This is a genomic window from Sphingobium naphthae (genome assembly GCF_043589935.1).
GTDB classification, from domain to species: domain Bacteria; phylum Pseudomonadota; class Alphaproteobacteria; order Sphingomonadales; family Sphingomonadaceae; genus Sphingobium; species Sphingobium naphthae_A.
This window is the reverse complement of sequence record NZ_CP171454.1, coordinates 2,038,723-2,055,344: the sequence shown is the minus strand read 5'-3', so window position 1 is coordinate 2,055,344 and position 16,622 is coordinate 2,038,723. Positions and strand designations below refer to the sequence as shown.

General features: G+C 69.1%; 16 protein-coding genes. 8 read left to right on the top strand and 8 right to left on the bottom strand.

Going from position 1 to position 16,622, the window contains the following annotated elements; translation table 11 throughout:
- Window positions 1–67: 67 nt before the first annotated feature.
- Genes ACGGKE_RS10180 through hemC form a run of 3 tightly spaced genes read right to left on the bottom strand, consistent with a single transcriptional unit; the run spans window position 68 to window position 2,561 of the window.
- Complete coding sequence (locus ACGGKE_RS10180) at window positions 68–958, bottom strand: hypothetical protein (protein WP_394437525.1); 891 nt, start codon at window positions 956–958, stop codon at window positions 68–70.
- A complete protein-coding gene (locus tag ACGGKE_RS10175) occupies window positions 955–1,638 on the bottom strand; it encodes a uroporphyrinogen-III synthase (protein WP_394437523.1) in 684 nt (227 codons plus the stop codon). The genes ACGGKE_RS10180 and ACGGKE_RS10175 overlap by 4 nt, the downstream gene beginning before the upstream one ends.
- The gene (gene hemC, locus ACGGKE_RS10170) at window positions 1,635–2,561 is read right to left on the bottom strand and encodes a hydroxymethylbilane synthase (RefSeq protein WP_394437521.1); all 927 of its coding nucleotides are present in this window, start codon (window positions 2,559–2,561) and stop codon (window positions 1,635–1,637) included. The genes ACGGKE_RS10175 and hemC overlap by 4 nt, the downstream gene beginning before the upstream one ends.
- Window positions 2,562–2,605: 44 nt before the next feature.
- Between hemC and tsaD the strand changes: the two genes are divergently transcribed.
- Genes tsaD through ACGGKE_RS10155 form a run of 3 tightly spaced genes read left to right on the top strand, consistent with a single transcriptional unit; the run spans window position 2,606 to window position 6,171 of the window.
- Window positions 2,606–3,640, top strand: coding sequence for a tRNA (adenosine(37)-N6)-threonylcarbamoyltransferase complex transferase subunit TsaD (gene tsaD / locus ACGGKE_RS10165; protein ID WP_394437518.1), 1,035 nt, complete (start codon window positions 2,606–2,608; stop codon window positions 3,638–3,640).
- Entirely contained in the window at window positions 3,637–4,608 is a 972-nt protein-coding gene (locus tag ACGGKE_RS10160) for an NAD(P)H-dependent glycerol-3-phosphate dehydrogenase (protein WP_394437516.1), read from the top strand. The genes tsaD and ACGGKE_RS10160 overlap by 4 nt, the downstream gene beginning before the upstream one ends.
- Window positions 4,609–4,650: 42 nt before the next feature.
- The gene (locus ACGGKE_RS10155; RefSeq protein ID WP_394437514.1) at window positions 4,651–6,171 is read left to right on the top strand and encodes a lipopolysaccharide biosynthesis protein; all 1,521 of its coding nucleotides are present in this window, start codon (window positions 4,651–4,653) and stop codon (window positions 6,169–6,171) included.
- Window positions 6,172–6,205: 34 nt separating this feature from the next.
- Here ACGGKE_RS10155 and ACGGKE_RS10150 read toward each other — a convergent pair whose 3' ends face one another.
- Window positions 6,206–7,207, bottom strand: coding sequence for an adenosine kinase (locus tag ACGGKE_RS10150; protein ID WP_394437512.1), 1,002 nt, complete (start codon window positions 7,205–7,207; stop codon window positions 6,206–6,208).
- 107 nt (window positions 7,208–7,314) lie between these two features.
- Between ACGGKE_RS10150 and ACGGKE_RS10145 the strand changes: the two genes are divergently transcribed.
- Together ACGGKE_RS10145 and ACGGKE_RS10140 are read left to right on the top strand one after the other, a co-directional pair.
- On the top strand, window positions 7,315–7,974 hold the full coding sequence (locus ACGGKE_RS10145; protein WP_394437510.1) for an EI24 domain-containing protein: 660 nt from the start codon (window positions 7,315–7,317) through the stop codon (window positions 7,972–7,974).
- Window positions 7,971–8,339: a hypothetical protein gene (locus ACGGKE_RS10140; protein WP_394437508.1), complete on the top strand. Its 369-nt coding sequence runs from the start codon at window positions 7,971–7,973 to the stop codon at window positions 8,337–8,339. Before ACGGKE_RS10145 ends, ACGGKE_RS10140 begins: the two co-directional genes overlap by 4 nt.
- Before the next feature lie 308 nt (window positions 8,340–8,647).
- On the opposite strand, the gene queG is transcribed toward ACGGKE_RS10140, so the two are convergent.
- Window positions 8,648–9,688, bottom strand: coding sequence for a tRNA epoxyqueuosine(34) reductase QueG (gene queG / locus ACGGKE_RS10135; protein ID WP_394441889.1), 1,041 nt, complete (start codon window positions 9,686–9,688; stop codon window positions 8,648–8,650).
- 43 nt (window positions 9,689–9,731) lie between these two features.
- Between queG and ACGGKE_RS10130 the strand changes: the two genes are divergently transcribed.
- From ACGGKE_RS10130 to msrB, 3 genes are read left to right on the top strand one after another with little or no spacing between them, the layout of a single operon-like run.
- A complete protein-coding gene (locus tag ACGGKE_RS10130) occupies window positions 9,732–10,709 on the top strand; it encodes an ABC transporter ATP-binding protein (protein WP_394437506.1) in 978 nt (325 codons plus the stop codon).
- A complete protein-coding gene (locus ACGGKE_RS10125; protein ID WP_394437504.1) occupies window positions 10,706–11,896 on the top strand; it encodes an ABC transporter permease in 1,191 nt (396 codons plus the stop codon). The genes ACGGKE_RS10130 and ACGGKE_RS10125 overlap by 4 nt, the downstream gene beginning before the upstream one ends.
- A gap of 19 nt (window positions 11,897–11,915) precedes the next feature.
- The gene (gene msrB, locus ACGGKE_RS10120) at window positions 11,916–12,392 is read left to right on the top strand and encodes a peptide-methionine (R)-S-oxide reductase MsrB (RefSeq protein WP_394437502.1); all 477 of its coding nucleotides are present in this window, start codon (window positions 11,916–11,918) and stop codon (window positions 12,390–12,392) included.
- A 115-nt stretch (window positions 12,393–12,507) separates the two neighbouring features.
- On the opposite strand, the gene ACGGKE_RS10115 is transcribed toward msrB, so the two are convergent.
- The 3 genes from ACGGKE_RS10115 to ACGGKE_RS10105 form a co-directional block, all read right to left on the bottom strand.
- Complete coding sequence (locus tag ACGGKE_RS10115; RefSeq protein ID WP_394437500.1) at window positions 12,508–12,840, bottom strand: UrcA family protein; 333 nt, start codon at window positions 12,838–12,840, stop codon at window positions 12,508–12,510.
- A 226-nt stretch (window positions 12,841–13,066) separates the two neighbouring features.
- On the bottom strand, window positions 13,067–14,656 hold the full coding sequence (purH, locus tag ACGGKE_RS10110; RefSeq protein ID WP_394437498.1) for a bifunctional phosphoribosylaminoimidazolecarboxamide formyltransferase/IMP cyclohydrolase: 1,590 nt from the start codon (window positions 14,654–14,656) through the stop codon (window positions 13,067–13,069).
- Window positions 14,657–14,772: 116 nt separating this feature from the next.
- A complete protein-coding gene (locus ACGGKE_RS10105; RefSeq protein WP_394437496.1) occupies window positions 14,773–16,611 on the bottom strand; it encodes a diguanylate cyclase in 1,839 nt (612 codons plus the stop codon).
- Window positions 16,612–16,622 lie beyond the last annotated feature (11 nt).

Genomic DNA, 16,622 nt, shown 5'->3' with positions numbered 1-16,622 from the left:
TGACATTATCGTGACAAACGCGTCGCACGTCCATGGGTTTCGCCGCATGCGACGAACGGTTGGACGCTCAGGGGGCGAGCAGCGAAATCTGCGTGACGGACGCGCCATCGCTGCTGCGCAATGTGCGTGGCTCCAGGATAGCCGCCGTCTCGATCAGATCCAGCGCCCGACGCGCTTCCATATAGCGACGCGCCATCTGTACCCATTTCTCGGCCACGGCCCGGCCTGGCAAATGTTCCACTTCGGCCAGCGCGGCGCTGACGCGACCGCCGTCGATATAGCGCATGGCGCGGTCATAGGCGGCTTCCGGCCGGGGGGAGGGCGTGCTGGCCTTGCGGATGGTGATGAGTTCGCGCGCCTCATGCTCCAGCGCGTCCCACCAGCTCGCGCCGGCCGGCGGGGTGATCACGACATCGCCGATCTCCGCCAGCCCCGCCCGCAGGTCGGCCAGCGTCACCGGCTCGCGCGCAGCGTTGATGATGGTCGCGACGGCGCGCGGCTGGGCCTGGCCGAAGCGCAGCCGCAGCTGCCCCTCGACATAGCCGAGCGGCCCGCCATTATCCAGCGCGCGCCGCGCGGCGAAGGCGACCAGCAGCCCTTCGGCGCGCGCCGCATTGGCCGACGCCGCCTGCGCCTCGACGGTGATGCGGGTCAGCCGCTCTTCCAGCTGCGCCACGCGTCCATCCAGCATCTGCGCCGTATCCGCGGTCAGCGGGCGCGGCGTGGCGGCCGGCAGGTCGCGGCGCGGCGCGGGCAGCGCCGTCTTCTGCCCCTGGGTTACGCCCCAGCGCCGCTCGATCTGCGGCCAGGCCCAGACGGTCAGCGCCACGCCCAGAACGAAGGCCAGCAGGACCAGAATGAGCAAGGGCAGGATGCTGCGCCGGCGTGCGGTCGCGATCGTCGGAGCGCCTGCATCCACTCCGCCGTCCTCATTCATGCTGACCCGTTTCTCTGTCATTGCGCCTGTCCTTCGCACAAAGCGCGGGCGAGGGCCAGCATCTCGTCATCCTGGGGGTGCGCCGGCGCGGATGCGCTCGCCCATCCCCCGCCGCAAGCGCTGAGCGCCGCCGGGCTGATCGCGATCAGGTGCAGCGTCGCGCGGCTGGACGATGGCATCTGCGCCGCCAACTGCTCGCCGGCGCGGGCGGAATGGACCAGCATCACCGAACCGGGCGTCGCCGCCGCCGGTAGCGCCGGATCAGCCGGCAAGGCAACCATGCGATAGACGGGGATGCGCGTGATCGTCAGCGTCCCGCTGTCGATCGGCGCGACCGTCGCGCCGGCCAGGTGCAGCGCGTGGCGGTGTCCGTCCTGCGCCATGCGCGCCGCGATCGCGCTGCCATCGCCGGCTCCGGCGATCACATCGCCAAAGCCTTCCGACGCGAGCGCCTGCGCGCTCGCCGCGCCCACGGCATAGGCCGGCAGCGCCCGGTAGCGCGCCAGCGCCGGCCCGGCGCAGCGCGCGCCATTGGCGCTGGTCAGCAGCAAGGCGTCGAAATCCTGGACCGGTGGCGGGCTCCACGCAATGGCCTCGGGCGCAAACAGCGGATGCACGCGCGCATCCAGGCCCATTGCCGCGGCCTTTGCCGCCGTGCGCGCCGCGGCCGGCTGGGGGCGCAGGACGAAGAGGCGGCTCATGCCTCGAACAGGGCGCGCAGGGCCGGGCTGGCGCCACGCAGCAGCCGCTCTCCCAGCGCCTCGCCAGCGGCCAGGTCGCCGCGCGCGAGCCGCGCTTCCTCGCGCACCGTCTCCTGCCCGTCGGGACTGATGATCTCGGCGCGCAGGAACAACTGGTCGCCCTCGACCAGCGCCAGCGCCGCGATCGGCGAATGGCAGGTGCCGCCCAGGCCGCGCAGCACCGCGCGCTCCATCAGTACAGCATCGCTCGTGTCGCCATGATTGACTGCGCGCAGCGCCGCGATCACCGGCTGATTGTCGGCCAGCGCCTCGATCCCGACGGCGCCCTGCGACGGAGCGGGCAGCATCGTGTCGACCGGGACCAGCGTGCCCACGTCGCTCTGTTCCAGCCGGTCGAGCCCGGCCGCCGCCAGCAGCGTCGCATGCACCTCGCCCGCCGCCAGCTTGGCGAGCCTGGTCGCGACATTGCCGCGGAACAGCGTGATGGTGGCGTCTGGACGCAGCCTTTTCACCTGCGCGCCACGCCGGGGCGAGCTGGTGCCGACCAGCGGATTGGCCGGCAGCGCGTCGAAATCCGCGGCGCCCACCAGCTTGTCGCGCACATCCGCGCGCGGCAGCATGGCGGCGATGTGGAAAATGTCCGGTCGCAGCGTTTCCACGTCCTTCATGCTGTGGACCGACAGGTCGGTTTCCCCCGCGACCAGCGCGCGATCCAGTTCCTTCGTCCACAGCGCCTTGCCGCCAATATCTGCCAGGGCGCGGTCCTGGATCCGGTCGCCGCTGGTCTGGACGGTGATGATCTCGATCGCGTCCGCGCTCCAGCCATGAGCGGCGATCAGCGCCTGCGCGGTCATGCGCGCCTGCGCCAGCGCAAGCGGCGAACCCCTGGTGCCCAGGCGCAACGGTCGATCGGTGAAAAGCATATCCGGCTTGCTCTAATGACCAGCGGCATTAGATGGAAGCGGCAATGACCATCATTCTCGGCCTGGAATCGAGCTGCGATGAAACCGCGGCGGCGCTGGTGACGGCCGACGGGCGGATCCTCGCGCACAGGCTGGCGACGCAGGAGGATGCGCATCGTCCCTATGGCGGCGTGGTGCCCGAAATTGCCGCGCGCGCCCATGTCGAGGCGCTCAGCCCGCTGGTCGAAGCGGCCCTCGCCGACGCGAAGATGACGCTGACGGATGTGGATGTCATCGCCGCCACCGCCGGGCCGGGCCTGATCGGCGGCGTCATGGTCGGCCTCGTCACCGGCAAGGCGCTGGCCCATGCCGCGGGCAAGCCGCTGGTGGCGGTCAATCATCTGGAGGGACATGCGCTCTCGCCGCGCCTTGCCGATCCGACGCTGCAATTCCCCTATCTGCTGCTGCTCGTGTCGGGCGGGCATTGCCAGCTGCTGCATGTGAAGGGGCCGGGCGACTATGCCCGGCTCGCCACCACCATTGACGATGCCGCGGGCGAGGCGTTCGACAAGACCGCCAAGCTGCTGGGCCTTGGCTATCCCGGCGGGCCGCAGGTGGAAAAGGCCGCGGCCGGGGGCGATCCCCGAGCAGTGCCGCTGCCGCGTCCGCTGGTCGGCACGGCCGAGCCGCATTTTTCTTTCGCTGGCCTTAAGAGCGCGGTGATGCGCGCGGTTCAGTCCGGCCAATATGCGACGCAGGATATCGCCGCGAGCTTCCAGCAAGCGGTGATCGACTGCCTGGTGGATCGCACCCGGCGCGCGCTGGGCGACAGCGCGGGCGTGACCGCGCTGGTCGTGGCGGGCGGCGTCGCGGCCAACCAGGCGATCCGGGCGGCGTTGGAAGAGCTGGCCGCCGCGCATGACCTGCCCTTCGTCGCGCCGCCGCTGTGGCTGTGCACCGACAATGCGGCGATGATCGCCTGGGCGGGCGCAGAGCGCTACAAGGCCGGGCTGATCGATGATCTGACCGTCCCCGCCCGTCCGCGCTGGCCGCTCGACCCGGCGGCGGAAAAGGCGCGCGGCGCAGGAGTGAAGGCATGAAGGCGGGAGTCATTGGCGCGGGCGCATGGGGCACGGCGCTGGCCCAGTTGCTGGCCAGCGATGGGCAGGATGTCGCGCTGTGGGCGCTTGAGCCGGACGTGGTCGACGCCATCAACGCCGGCCACGAAAATCCGCTCTATCTGGCCAATATCCCGCTCTCTCCTTCAATCCGCGCCACCGGCGCCATGGCCGACCTTGCGGGATGCGAGATGCTGCTGGTGGTCAGTCCGGCCCAGCATCTGCGCCGCGTCGTCGCGCAGGCGCCGGCCGGCGTGCCGCTCGTCCTCTGCTCCAAGGGGATTGAGGCGGGCACCAGCCTGCTGATGTCGGAAGTGGCGCAGCAGGCCCGGCCCGGTTCGCCCATTGCGGTCCTGTCCGGCCCGACCTTCGCGCATGAAGTCGCCCGGGGCCTGCCGACCGCGATCACATTGGCGTGCGAGGATCGCGACCTAGGCCAGCGCCTCGCCGCGCGCATCGCGCGGGCGTCCTTCCGCCCCTATCTCTCGGACGATGTGATCGGCGCGGAAATCGGCGGCGCGGTCAAGAATGTGCTCGCCATCGCCTGCGGCGTGGCGGAAGGAGCAGGGCTGGGGCTCAACGCCCGCGCCGCGCTCATCTCGCGCGGTTTTGCGGAAATGACGCGGTTCGGCCTTGCGCGCGGGGCACGCGCGGAGACGCTGGGCGGCCTGTCGGGCCTGGGCGACCTCGTCCTCACCTGCTCCTCGACCAATTCGCGCAACTTCTCGCTGGGCAAGGGACTGGGCGAAGGGGCGCGCGCGGCCGACCTTCTGTCCAATCGCCGCACCGTGGCGGAGGGCGCGCATACCGCGCCGGTGCTGCGCGATGCGGCGCGCGCCGCGGGCGTCGAAATGCCGGTGGTGGAGGCGGTCTGCGCTCTGCTCGCCGACGCAGCGCCGCTGGCCGACGTGATCGACGCGCTGCTCGCGCGCCCGCTGCGGCCCGAATGACGGCGCGCCGCCTTTCCCCGTGCCTATAACCGCCTCTTCTTCATGACGCAGGTCGAACCGCCACTGACCGCGACCGACATGTCGCTGCCCGAGGATCGGGACGATATCGCCGCTCTGGCGAAGGGCGGGCGCACCAATATCTTCGGCTTCCTGCTGCGGCTGGCCGCGCGCTTGCCCTTCCTCTTCATCGCCGGCCGCTGGTATGGCGCCGATGCGCTGGGCCGCTTCGCCTATGCGGTGCTGGTGGTGGAATTCATCGCCCAGATCGCGACGCTGGGCCTCAAGCGGGGCCTGGCCGGCGCGCTCGCCCAGACCGAACGGCCGCACAATCATGTCGTCGCCGACGCGATGCTGGTGACGTTCCTTGCATCCCTGCTGGGCGCCGCCATCCTGATCGCGGTGCCGCAGGCGATGTTCCCCAACAGCAGCATCAACGGGCTCGACCGGCTGCTGGCGCTGGTCGTGATCGGCGTCGCCGGGTCAGACGTTGCGCTCGCCGCCTGCGCCTACCGCTTCGACATCGGCGCGACGGTGCGCGCGCGCTCGATCATCGAACCCTGGACGATCAGCATTGGTGCTTTCGCCTTCGCTTTCTATTCGACGCGCGACGGCCTCATCCTCTCCTATGCCGTGTCGATGATCGCCGCGCTCGTCGCCTCGCTCATCCCGCTGGTCCGCCATTATGGCGTCCCGCGCGGCTGGCGGCCCGATGGCTGCCGGCTGTGGCGTCTGGCGCGGCGCAACCTGCCGCTGGCGGCGGCCGATGGCGTCGAATGGGGCTCGCGCCGGCTCGACATGGCGATCCTGGGCCTGTTCGTCAGCCCGGCGGTGATCGGCATCTATTATGTGGCGCAGCAGGTCGCGTCGCTGCCGCAGAAGCTCAAGACCAGCTTCGACCCGATCATGGGCCCGGTCATCACCCGCAACCTGGCTGAAAACAACCTGGCCGCCATCGCCAAGCAGGTGAGCCAGGTCGGTTTCTGGATCATCGCGGCGCAGGCGGGCATCGCCCTGGCGCTCGGCATTCCGGGCGAAGCGGTGATGGGCCTGGTGGGGCCGCATTTCGTCGGCGGCACCGGCGCGCTCGCCTTCCTGCTGCTGGCCGAAGTGGTGGCGGCGACGGCGGTGGTCAGCGAATCGGCGCTGGTCTATATCGCGCGGCACCGCAACCTGATGATCTCGCTGGTCATGATCGGGTGCCAGGCGGCGTTCAGCTTCGCGCTCATCCTGCTGGCGCGGCAGCTGAAGCTGCCCGGCCTCTGGGTCGCCGCCGCGCCCGCGCTGGCGCTCTGCCTTGCCCTGGCGCTGGGCGCGCTGGTGAAGGCGCGGTTGCTCTCGCGGCTGCTGGGCGCGCCGATCAACGCCTGGCGCTGGCCGCTGCTGAGCGCGGCGGGCGTCGCGTGCATCGTCGGCGCGGGCTTCGTCGCCCTGCCGCCGAGGCTGGAATGGGTGGAGCTGGCGGTCGGCGTCTGGGCGATCCTGGGCGCCTATGCGCTGGTCATCTGGCGCTGGGGCTTCGGCCCCGACGACCGCGCCCTGTTCCGCCGGCAGAAGGGCGACTGAGCCGCAGCCCGGCCGCGCCGTCCGCCGCGCAGGATCAGGCGAACAGCTGGTCGCGGATCACCACCAGATCGGCCTCGGGCCGTGCGCCCCAGTGCGAAATCACCTCGGCCGCCGCCGCCGCGCCCAGCTTCAGGCAGTCGGCGACGTCGCGCCCGTCGATATGGGCAGCCAGGAAGCCGGCGGCGAACAGGTCGCCGGCACCCGTCGTGTCGATGATCTGGCTGACCGGCGCGGCGGGCGCTTCGTGGCGCATGCCGTCGACCACGGCGACCGCGCCCTTTTCGCTGCGGGTCGACACCAGCACCGGAACCTTGGCCGCGAAGACGCCGAGCGCCTCGTCGAAATCATCCATCTGCGCCAGCGACTGGATCTCGCCTTCATTGGAAAAGAGGATGTCGATCAACCCCTGGTCGATCAAATCGACGAAGTCGGCGCGATGGCGCTCGATGACAAAATTGTCGGACAGGGTGAAGGCGACCTTGCGGCCCGCTTCGCGCGCCGCGTCGATCGCTGCCCGCATCGCCGCGCGCGGCTGCTCGGGATCCCACAAATAGCCTTCCAGATAGAGGATGCCGGCCGAACGGATCATGTCGAGGTCCAGGGCCGTCTCCGGCAGGAACTGCGACGCACCCAGGAAGGTGTTCATCGTGCGCTGGGCGTCGGGCGTCACCAGGATGAGGCAGCGGGCGGTCGGCACGTCGCCCTGCATCGCCGGCGTGTCGAACCGAATGCCGAGCGCATGGACGTCATGCGCGAAAACCTCGCCCAGCTGGTCGTCATTGACCTGGCCGATGAAGCCGCACTTCTTGCCCAACGCCGCCAGGCCCGCCAGCGTATTGGCCGCCGACCCGCCGCTGATCTCCTTGGCCTGGGGCATGTCGGCATAAAGGGTTTCGGCCATCTCCGCGTCGATCAGCTGCATGCCGCCCTTGGTCAGCGCATGCTGCGCTAGAAAGGCGTCGTCGCTGCGGGCGAGAACATCGACAATGGCGTTGCCGATGGCGACGACGTCGAGCGTGGGAGCGGATGCGGTCACGCAATATCCTTGTGCTGGTAAGAAAATTTCGTCGTCTCTACCGGCCCGGCGGGCCCCATGCAACGGCGCTGATTGACGACGCGGCCGGGCGGTAGGATAGCTGGGCCATGGTCCTTACCGCCGTCCTGCGCGCCGTGCCCTCCATCTTCCAGCGCGTGACGCTGCGCCTGATGGGCAAGACGCTGATCCTCAGCTTGCTGCTCTTCGGCGTGCTGGCGGCGGCGTTGTGGGCGGGGTTCCATGGGCTGCGGCTGTGGCTGGGCTGGGGTGGCGGCGGATATGCCGAAGCCACCGCGACGGCGCTGGCCTTGATCGCGGCGGGCTGGCTGCTGTTCCGCGCGACGGCGATGGCGGTGATGGGCCTTTTCGCCGACGACATCATCGAAGCGGTCGAGCGCGCCGATTATCCCCATGTCGTCGCCCGGCCGGTCGGATGGGGGCGCAGCCTGCGCTTGGCGCTCGCATCGCTGGTCCGCACGATCGGCTGGAACCTGCTGGCGCTGCCGGCCTATCTGGCGCTGCTGGTGACGGGGGTGGGCACGATCGGCCTGTTCCTGGCGCTCAACGCCTATCTGCTGGGCCGCGACATGGCCGACATGGTGCAGCCCCGCCATCCCGCGCTGCCGCCGCTCCCGCGCGGCGGCCGGTGGCTCATGGGGCTCGTGTCGGCGCTTCTCTTCCTGGTGCCGCTGGTCAACCTGCTTGCGCCGATCTTCAGCGCGGCTATGGCGGTTCATATGCTGCTCGGCCGGAAGACCAGATCATGACTGCCCCCCGTTTCCTGTCGTTTCTGCTGCTGGCGCCGCTCGCGGCCTGTGGCGGATCGGTCGTGCCCAGGGGCAGCTACGCCCCGCCGCCCGCCGGCCCACCGGCCAGCGCCTTCCAGAAACAGGGGCCGTTGATGGGATCGGACGCACGCCGCCTGACCCAGTTGTTCGGCGCGCCCCGGCTCGACATTCGCGAGACCACGGTGCGCAAGCTGCAATTCGCCAATGGCCGCTGCGTGCTCGACGCCTATCTCTACGCGCCCGCGCGCGGCAAGGAGCCGGTGGTGACGCATATCGACGCGCGCAATCCGGCCGGCGCGGACGTCGATCCCGGCGCCTGCGTGACCGCGCTGCAGACGAAATAGCCGTCGCTGTTCGGTCCGGCCGAAGTTCACAGTGTCGTCGGGCTTTTCGGGCCCGAAGCGCCCGCTTCGCGCCCGGTAGGCGACAGCGAAGCGACATGGACGCGACACGAACATGACGCGCGGCGACGAGCAGGAGCGGTGCTGATCCATCGCCAAGGCTAGACCAGAGCAAATCCTATTTTGGAAGCAAATAGGATGGCGAGGCTTGCCCATAGTCTTGCCTCCCGACGCCCGCGATCCCTGCCCGCTCGGGGATGACGAGGGGGAGGCGGAGCGCGACATCTTCGGACGACGGTGATGCGGATCGGCTAGGTCGACAGCTTTCCGATCGCCCAGGCCGCGGCTTCGGCGACCACCGGATCTTCGTCGCCGACCAGCGCCTGCAGGCGCGCCAGCAAGCGCGGGTCGCCGCTGTTGCCCGCGGCGATGGCGGCGTTGCGGACCAGGCGATTGCGGCCGATGCGCTTGATAGGCGAGCCGGAGAAAATCTCGCGAAAGGTCGCGTCATCGAGGTCGAGCAGATCGCCGATCGCTGGCGCGGCCAGTTCGGCGCGGCCGATGAACGCCTTGTTCGCGGCGGCATGGTCGGCGAACTTGTTCCAGGGGCAGACCGCCAGGCAATCGTCGCAGCCATAGACGCGGTTGCCGATCCCTTCGCGCAGCGCTTCCGGGATCGGGCCCTTATGCTCGATGGTGAGGTAGGAGATGCAGCGCCGCGCGTCGACGACATAGGGGGCGGGGAAGGCGTCGGTCGGGCAGGCGGCCTGGCAAGCGGTGCAGCTGCCGCAATGGTCGCGCTCCGGTCCGTCGGGCGTCAGTGCCCTTTCGGTATAGATGGCCCCCAGGAACAGCCAGCTGCCATGATCGCGGCTGACCAGATTGCTGTGCTTGCCCTGCCAGCCGAGCCCCGCACCCTGCGCCAGCGGCTTTTCCATCACCGGGGCTGTATCGACGAAAACCTTGAGGCCGCCGGCCTCGCCCTCGCGCGCCTGCTGCTCCACCAGCCAGCGGGCCAGCGCCTTCAGCGCCTTCTTGACGACGTCGTGATAATCCTTGCCCTGCGCATAGACCGAAAAGCGCGCCCGGTCCGGCGCGTCGGCCAGCGCCAGCGGATCGCGCCCGGGGGCATAGCTCATCCCCAGCATGATGACGCTGCGCACGTCGGGCCACAGGCCGCGCGGCGACCCGCGCTGGTGCGCGCGCTCCTCCATCCACAGCATGTCGCCATGATGGCCCGCATCCAGCCAGGCGCGCAGCCGCGCGGCGCTTTTGGGCGCGGCGTCGGCGTCGGCGATGCGGCAGGCGGCGAAGCCCAGCCGCTCCGCCTCCGCCTTCAGGCGCTGCTCCAAGGTTTCTATAGGCACGGGCACGGGTCCAGACTATCAGGACGGGATGATCGGCGACACTCCGGCCTTTTCTTCCGTCCAGGCGCCCGCCTATGCCGTCGAAGGCCATGGGCTTGTCAAGAGTTTCGGCAGCTTTCGCGCGGTCGACGGCGTCGACATCGCCGTGCCCGCCGGCGCCATCTACGGCATATTGGGGCCCAATGGCGCGGGCAAGACGACGCTGCTGCGCACCTTGCTGGGGATCATCGACCCCGATGCGGGCGAACGCAGCCTGCTGGGCGCGGCCCAGCCTTTGCGCATGGCGCGGCAGGTCGGCTATCTGCCGGAAGAGCGCGGCCTCTATCCGTCGATGAAGGCCTATGAGGCGATCGCCTTCATGGGCGCGCTGCGCGGGCTGCCGCTGGCGGAAGGCCGCCGGCGGGCCAAGGCGCTGCTGGAAGGCCATGGCATGAGCGCGGCCATCGCCAAGCCGATCCGCCAGCTGTCCAAGGGCATGGCGCAGACGGTGCAGCTGTTCGGCACCATCGTCCACGAACCGCGCCTGATCGTGCTGGACGAACCCTTTTCCGGGCTGGACGCGATCAACCAGGAAAAGCTGGAGGCGTTGATCCGCGAACAGGCGCGGCGCGGCGTCACCATCCTCTTTTCCACCCATGTCATCGCCCATGCCGAAAGGCTGTGCGAGCGCATCGCGATCATCGCGGGCGGACGCATCCGGTTCGAAGGCACGGTCAGCGACGCGCGCGACCGGCTGCGCCCGCAGGTGCGGCTGCGCACCCGGTCGGTCGATGGCGCCTGGCGCCGCGCGCTGCCGCCCGACACGATGGCGCAGGAGGGCGGCTGGCATTTCGCTTTGCCCCAGGAAGGGATCGAGCCGCTGCTGCGCGCGCTGATCGACGACCGGGCGGGCATCGAAAGCCTGTCGATCGAGCGGCCGGGCCTGCACGACGCCTTCGTCGCGATCGCGGGCGCGGCGGCGGCGCGGCAGATGCAGGACGATGCGGACGAAGAGGCGCAGCCATGATGCAGCTCTGGCGCGCCGCCTTCGTCATTGCGCGGCGGGACTTCACCGCCGTCGTGCTGTCGCGCACCTTCATCCTCTTCCTGCTGGGGCCGCTGCTGCCGATCGTCATCGGCTTCGCCTTTGGCGGGCTGGGCGAGCGGATTTCCAGCACCGACCTGCGCCCGGTTGTGGGCGTCGCGCTCGCGCCCGCGGACAGCGCGGCGCTGCTGCGCGCCCATGGCCGGCTGACCGCGCGCATGGGCGCGGAATCGCTGCCGCGCCTGCGGACGGCGCCGCTCGCCCCGGACCCGCGCGCCCAGCTGGCGCGGCCGGGATCGGAGGTGGTGGCGATCATCTCGGGCACGCTCGCCCGGCCGGTGCTGACCGGCAAGCCCGTCGATCTCGACCGGCTGCAGGGCGATGTCAGCCTGCTCTCGACCGCGGCGCTCGCCGAACGGACCTTGCGCTTCGTCGCGGTGGAACGGCAGGAAGTCGCCACCAGCCGCGGCGCGCAGGCGCAGGCGCGGCTGCTGATCGGCCGGGCGGCGCAGGTGGTGATCTTCTTCCTCACCATCCTGCTCGCCGGCATGATCCTGTCCAACCTGGTCGAGGAAAAGACGAACAAGATCATTGAGATACTGGCGGCCGCCGTGCCGATCGACGCGATCTTCCTGGGCAAGCTGATGGCGATGCTGGCGATGAGCCTGGTCGGCATCGCCTTCTGGGGCGGCACCGCCTTCGCCATTTTCCTGGCGGCGGGCGGCCAGCCATCGACCCTGCCAGTGCCGGCGGTGGGCTGGCCGATCTTCCTGGGGCTGGCGCTGCTCTATTTCACCATGGCCTATACGCTGCTGGGATCGCTGTTCCTGGGGATCGGCGCGCAGGCCGCGACGGTGCGCGAAGTGCAGACGCTCAACATGCCGATCACCATGGGGCAGATGCTGATCTTCTTCTTCGCCAGCTATGCCGTCGACCATATGGGATCGCCCGCGGAGATCGCCGCCTGCATCTTTCCCTTCAGCTCGCCCTTCGCAATGATCGCGCGCGCGGGGCAAGAAGGCGCGCTGTGGCCGCATCTGCTCGCCTTGCTGTGGCAGGCGGCGTTCGTGGCGCTCATCATCCGCGTGGGCGTGCTGCTGTTCCGCCGCCATGTGATGCAATCGGGCGGGCGCTGGTGGAAGGGGCTGTTCAGGCCGGCGACAGGCTGATCGCGCTACAAGGCGCGACATGGACCGACGGCATTTTCTGGGCGGCATCGCCAGCGGCGCGGGCGCGATCGCGCTGTGGCAATGGCTGCCGGGCAGCGCGCAGGCGGCCTATCCTTACAGGCTGACCGACGCGCAATGGCGAAGGAAGCTCAGCCCCTGGGCCTACAAGGTGCTGCGGCAGGAAGCGACCGAGCATCCCTATAGCAGCCCGCTCAACAAGGAGCATCGCGCGGGTGTATTTGCGTGCGCGGGATGCGGCCAGCAGCTTTTCAGTTCCAGGACGAAGTTCGACAGCGGCACCGGCTGGCCCAGCTTCTGGGCGCCGCTGCCCCGCGCGGTCGGGACCAACCGCGACGTCGCGCTCGGCTATCCGCGCACCGAAGTGCATTGCGCGCGCTGTGGCGGGCATCTGGGCCATGTGTTTGACGATGGCCCCAGACCCACGGGCAAGCGCTATTGCATAAACGGCGTCGCGCTCAGCTTCCAGCCCGCCTGATCCGCAAGATGCGCAGCCGGCCTTTGCCTGCAATCCCATGACAAAGGGCCGTCCCGGGTGATGCGGAACGGCCCCATGGTCCCCTTCGTGCGGGGAAGGCGAAAAAGCGGAAGCGTCAGCCCTGGCGCTGCGCCAGGGCGTTGAGGTCGCTGCGCGCGCCATCCAGCGCGGCGCCGTAGCAGTTGCGATAATCCTCGGTCACCGGGATGATCGATCCGTTGACGAAGCCGCACACCTGCTTGGACGCGCGAATCAGCCGGTAATCGGCGCGGCGGATGCCGCTGGCGCTGGCGAGGTTGAGGTCGGCGACAGACACGGCCACCGATCGCGTTTCCGCGCCGCTATTGCCGTCGACGATCACATCCATATTGTCGGTGCCGGCGCTCGCCGCGGCGGGCAGCGCAAGGGCCATCGTGGCGGCCAGGGCCGCCAGCGTCTTCATGCTCATCCTTGTCTCCTGTCGAACATGTTTTGGTCTTCCGCCCCACGTCTGACGTGGAAGTAGGGTCGCGCCTTAGATAGGCGTCGCCGGCGGGGTTGAAAAGAGGCCAGTTGAGAGAAAGTGGCGGATTTCCGCGATTTTGCGGCTGCGAAGATCATCCTTCGCAACCGCATCAGGGCGATCCCTCTGCCTGTTCCAGTCCGTTGACCGCGATATCGTCGATGCGACCGGCTCAGTGCCGGAAATGGCGCATGCCGGTGAAGACCATGGCAAGGCCGGCGTCGTCGGCGGCGGCGATCACTTCCTCGTCGCGGATCGATCCGCCCGGCTGGATCACCGCCGTGGCGCCCGCCTCCACCGCCGCCAGCAGCCCGTCGGCGAAGGGGAAGAAGGCGTCGGAGGCGACGGCCGATCCGATCGTCCGCGGCTGGGCCCAGCCTGCCTTCTCCGCTGCGTCCTTCGCCTTCCACGCGGCGATGCGCGCGGATTCGAGGCGGTTCATCTGGCCCGCGCCCACGCCCGCGGTGCTGCCGTCCTTGGCATAGACGATGGCGTTGGACTTGACATGCTTGGCGACGGTCCAGGCGAACAGACAGTCCTTGAGCTCCTGTTCGCTGGGCGCGCGCTTCGTCACGGTCTTGAGCATGTCCTGCGTCACGCGGCCATTGTCGCGGCCCTGGACCAGCATGCCCCCGGCGATGCTCTTGACCTGCAGCCCCGGACGCGCCGGGTCGGGCAGGTCGCCGGTCAGCAGCAGGCGCAGATTCTTCTTCTTCGCGAAGATCGCCTTGGCGTCGTCATCGGCGTCGGGCGCGGCCACGACTTCGGTGAAGATGCCGCTGATCGCTTCGGCGGTGGGGCCATCGAGCGGGCGGTTGACCGCGATGATGCCGCCAAAGGCCGACACGCTGTCGCAGGCGAGCGCGGCTTCATAGGCTTCGATCAGCGTGTCGCCGGTGGCGACGCCGCACGGATTGGCGTGCTTGACGATGACGACGGTCGGCGGGCCGTCGCGAAACTCGCTGACCAGCTCCAGCGCGGCGTCGGCATCATTGTAATTATTGTAGCTCAGTTCCTTGCCCTGGATCTGGCGCGCCTGGGCGATGCCGTTGGCGCTCGGCCCGACGGGCAAATAGAGGGCGGCGGACTGGTGCGGATTTTCGCCATAGCGCAGCGTCGCGCCCAGCTTGCTCGCCAGGCTGAGCGTTTCGGGGAGTGCGACGCCCTGATCTGCGAAGGCGAACCAGCTGGCGATCATCGAATCATAGGCGGCCGTCGCCGCATAGGCCTTGGCCGCCAGCATCCGGCGGAAATTATAGCTGGTCGCGCCGCCCTTTTCGCTCATTTCCGCGATCAGCCGGGCATAGTCGGCGGGATCGGTGACGATCGCCACGCTTTCGTGGTTCTTCGCGGCGGAACGGACCATCGACGGGCCGCCAATGTCGATATTTTCGATGATCTCCTCGCGCTCCGCGCCCTTGGCGACGGTGGCGGCGAAGGGGTAGAGATTGACGACGACCAGGTCGATCGCGCCGATGGCATGCGCGTCCATCGACGCGACATGCTCGGGGTTGCCCCGCACGGCCAGCAGGCCGCCATGCACCTTGGGGTGCAGCGTCTTGACGCGGCCGTCCATCATTTCGGGAAAGCCGGTGAGGTCGGAAATATCCTTCACTTGGCACCCTGCGTCGCGCAGCGCCTTGGCGGTGCCGCCGGTCGACACCAGTTCGACGCCATGGGCCTGCAGCGCCTGGCCCAATTCGATCAGTCCGGCCTTGTCGGACACGGACAGGAGGGCGCGCTTGATGGTGACGTCGGACATGGGAGAGGCTTTCCTGAGGCAAAAGGCGGATGCGTTCGGCGCCGCCCTTACGCGCATGCGCGTGGAAAATACACCCCTGCCGCAGCGATCACTCCGCAGCGATCACTCCGCAGCGATCACTCCGCCGCGATGGCGCGCGTCTCCGCCAGCACGACGCGATTGCGGCCCTCGCGCTTGGCGCGATAGAGGGCGGCGTCGGCGGCATGGATCAGCGCCGATCCCTCGCGCGACATGCTCTCGTCCCAGCTGGCGATGCCGAAGGACATGGTCATCGACCCCAGCGCCTTGCCATTCTGGCTGACCTTCAGCTCGGCAATGGCCTGCCGCACGATTTCGACGCGCTGCGCCAGTGTGACGGCGGTCGAACCCGGCGCGATGATGGTGAATTCCTCGCCGCCATAACGGCACACCACATCGCCGTCGCGGAAACGCTGGCGCATCTCTGCCGCCACCGCCTGCAGCACCGCGTCGCCCGCATCATGCCCGAATTCGTCGTTGAAGCGCTTGAAATGATCGACGTCGCACATCACCACGCTGAGCGTCGTGCGCGACCGCGAAGCCCGCGCGATCTCCAGCGCCAGCGCCTCTTCCATGTAACGGCGGTTGAACAGGCCGGTCAGCGGATCGCGGATCGTCTGTTCGCGCAAGCCCCGCTGCAGGCGATGATTCACCAGAGCGGACGCGATATTTTCGCCCAGCAGGGTCAGCCGGAACTGGCTTTCCGCGTCGATCAGCCGGTTGAGATAGAGGACGCCGATGACTTCGCCGCCCGCCAGCAACGGCTCGCAATGATAGGGCAGGCCTTCGGGCGCGACATGGCCGCACACAATGTCCCGGTCCGCATCGTCCACCGAATGGCTGCGCCCGCGCCGCAGGGCCCAGCATTGGTCGGGCGGGAAGCCGGTGGGGTCGATCTCCATCCCCTCCCACGCCGCGATCGGCACCAGCAGGTTGCGCGAATTATTATGCGCATAGAGCGCGCCGGGTATGCCGGGCAGGACGCGCGGCACGAAGGCGTGGATGATTGCCGCCAGTTCCTCGTCGGTGCGGGCCGCCTGCATCCGGTGCGCCATCCCGCCCAGCAGCTCGATCACTTCGCCGCGCGCCTGAAGGATGGTTGCGTTGCGGCTGAGTTCCAGATTGGCGATGCGCAGCTGTTCCTCACTGCGCACCTGGTCGGCGACGGCGGTCTCCAGCTCGCTCGCCATCGCGTTATAGCCTTCGGCCAGCCTCTCGAATTCGCGCGACTGCATCGCCGCCTCGATCCGCGCGCTGCGGTCGCCCGATCCCAGGTCGCCCATCACCTGCACCATCGCGCGCACCGGCCCCTTGATGCGGCGGACGAGCGCGATCGCCATGATCGCAATGAAGAGGAGCGCGATCGGCGTGCCGCCCAGCACTGCCAGCCGGATGAAGTTGAGCCGCCGGTCGACCGTTTCCATGCGCGACGTCGCGAGCGCGCGCTCCTCGGTCAGAAACATGTCGATGCGCGCGCCGATCAGCGCCATGATCGCCCGGCCGCGGCCGCTTGCCGTGGACGCGCGCGCGCCGTCGAAATCGCCCGTGCGCGCGAGCCGGGCGGTCGTGCGCAGATTGTCGATCCGCTCGCCGGTCAGCGTCTGGATGGCTCTGGCGTTGCTGTTCTGCACCGGATTGTCGGCGGTCAGCCTGACGAGCTGGGCGGCGCTGGCCTGGGCGCTGACGACATGCGCGTCAAAGCCGGCGGCGAATTCCGGATTGCGCGTCAGGGTGAAGCCCCGCTGCCCCGATTCCGCCGCTTGCAGTTCGGTCAGCGCCTGCGTCGCGGTCTGCAGCACCTGCGAGGAATGCGTCACCCAGCGCAGGCTGCGGTTCATCTGATAGGATGCGTCGAGCAGCAGCGCGGCCAGCGCCACCAGCAGGAGGCACAGGATCAGGCACAGGGTCCTGACTCGGCTGGAAAGGGACGCGACCATGTCGAAAGGTT

Coding starts and splice junctions, on each gene's coding strand:
- ACGGKE_RS10180 (WP_394437525.1), bottom strand. CDS start 958: ATGACAGAGAAACGGGTCAGCATGAATGAGGACGGCGGAGTGGATGCA.
- ACGGKE_RS10175 (WP_394437523.1), bottom strand. CDS start 1,638: ATGAGCCGCCTCTTCGTCCTGCGCCCCCAGCCGGCCGCGGCGCGCACG.
- hemC (WP_394437521.1), bottom strand. CDS start 2,561: ATGCTTTTCACCGATCGACCGTTGCGCCTGGGCACCAGGGGTTCGCCG.
- tsaD (WP_394437518.1), top strand. CDS start 2,606: ATGACCATCATTCTCGGCCTGGAATCGAGCTGCGATGAAACCGCGGCG.
- ACGGKE_RS10160 (WP_394437516.1), top strand. CDS start 3,637: ATGAAGGCGGGAGTCATTGGCGCGGGCGCATGGGGCACGGCGCTGGCC.
- ACGGKE_RS10155 (WP_394437514.1), top strand. CDS start 4,651: ATGACGCAGGTCGAACCGCCACTGACCGCGACCGACATGTCGCTGCCC.
- ACGGKE_RS10145 (WP_394437510.1), top strand. CDS start 7,315: ATGGTCCTTACCGCCGTCCTGCGCGCCGTGCCCTCCATCTTCCAGCGC.
- ACGGKE_RS10140 (WP_394437508.1), top strand. CDS start 7,971: ATGACTGCCCCCCGTTTCCTGTCGTTTCTGCTGCTGGCGCCGCTCGCG.
- ACGGKE_RS10130 (WP_394437506.1), top strand. CDS start 9,732: ATGATCGGCGACACTCCGGCCTTTTCTTCCGTCCAGGCGCCCGCCTAT.
- ACGGKE_RS10125 (WP_394437504.1), top strand. CDS start 10,706: ATGATGCAGCTCTGGCGCGCCGCCTTCGTCATTGCGCGGCGGGACTTC.
- msrB (WP_394437502.1), top strand. CDS start 11,916: ATGGACCGACGGCATTTTCTGGGCGGCATCGCCAGCGGCGCGGGCGCG.
- ACGGKE_RS10115 (WP_394437500.1), bottom strand. CDS start 12,840: ATGAGCATGAAGACGCTGGCGGCCCTGGCCGCCACGATGGCCCTTGCG.
- purH (WP_394437498.1), bottom strand. CDS start 14,656: ATGTCCGACGTCACCATCAAGCGCGCCCTCCTGTCCGTGTCCGACAAG.
- ACGGKE_RS10105 (WP_394437496.1), bottom strand. CDS start 16,611: ATGGTCGCGTCCCTTTCCAGCCGAGTCAGGACCCTGTGCCTGATCCTG.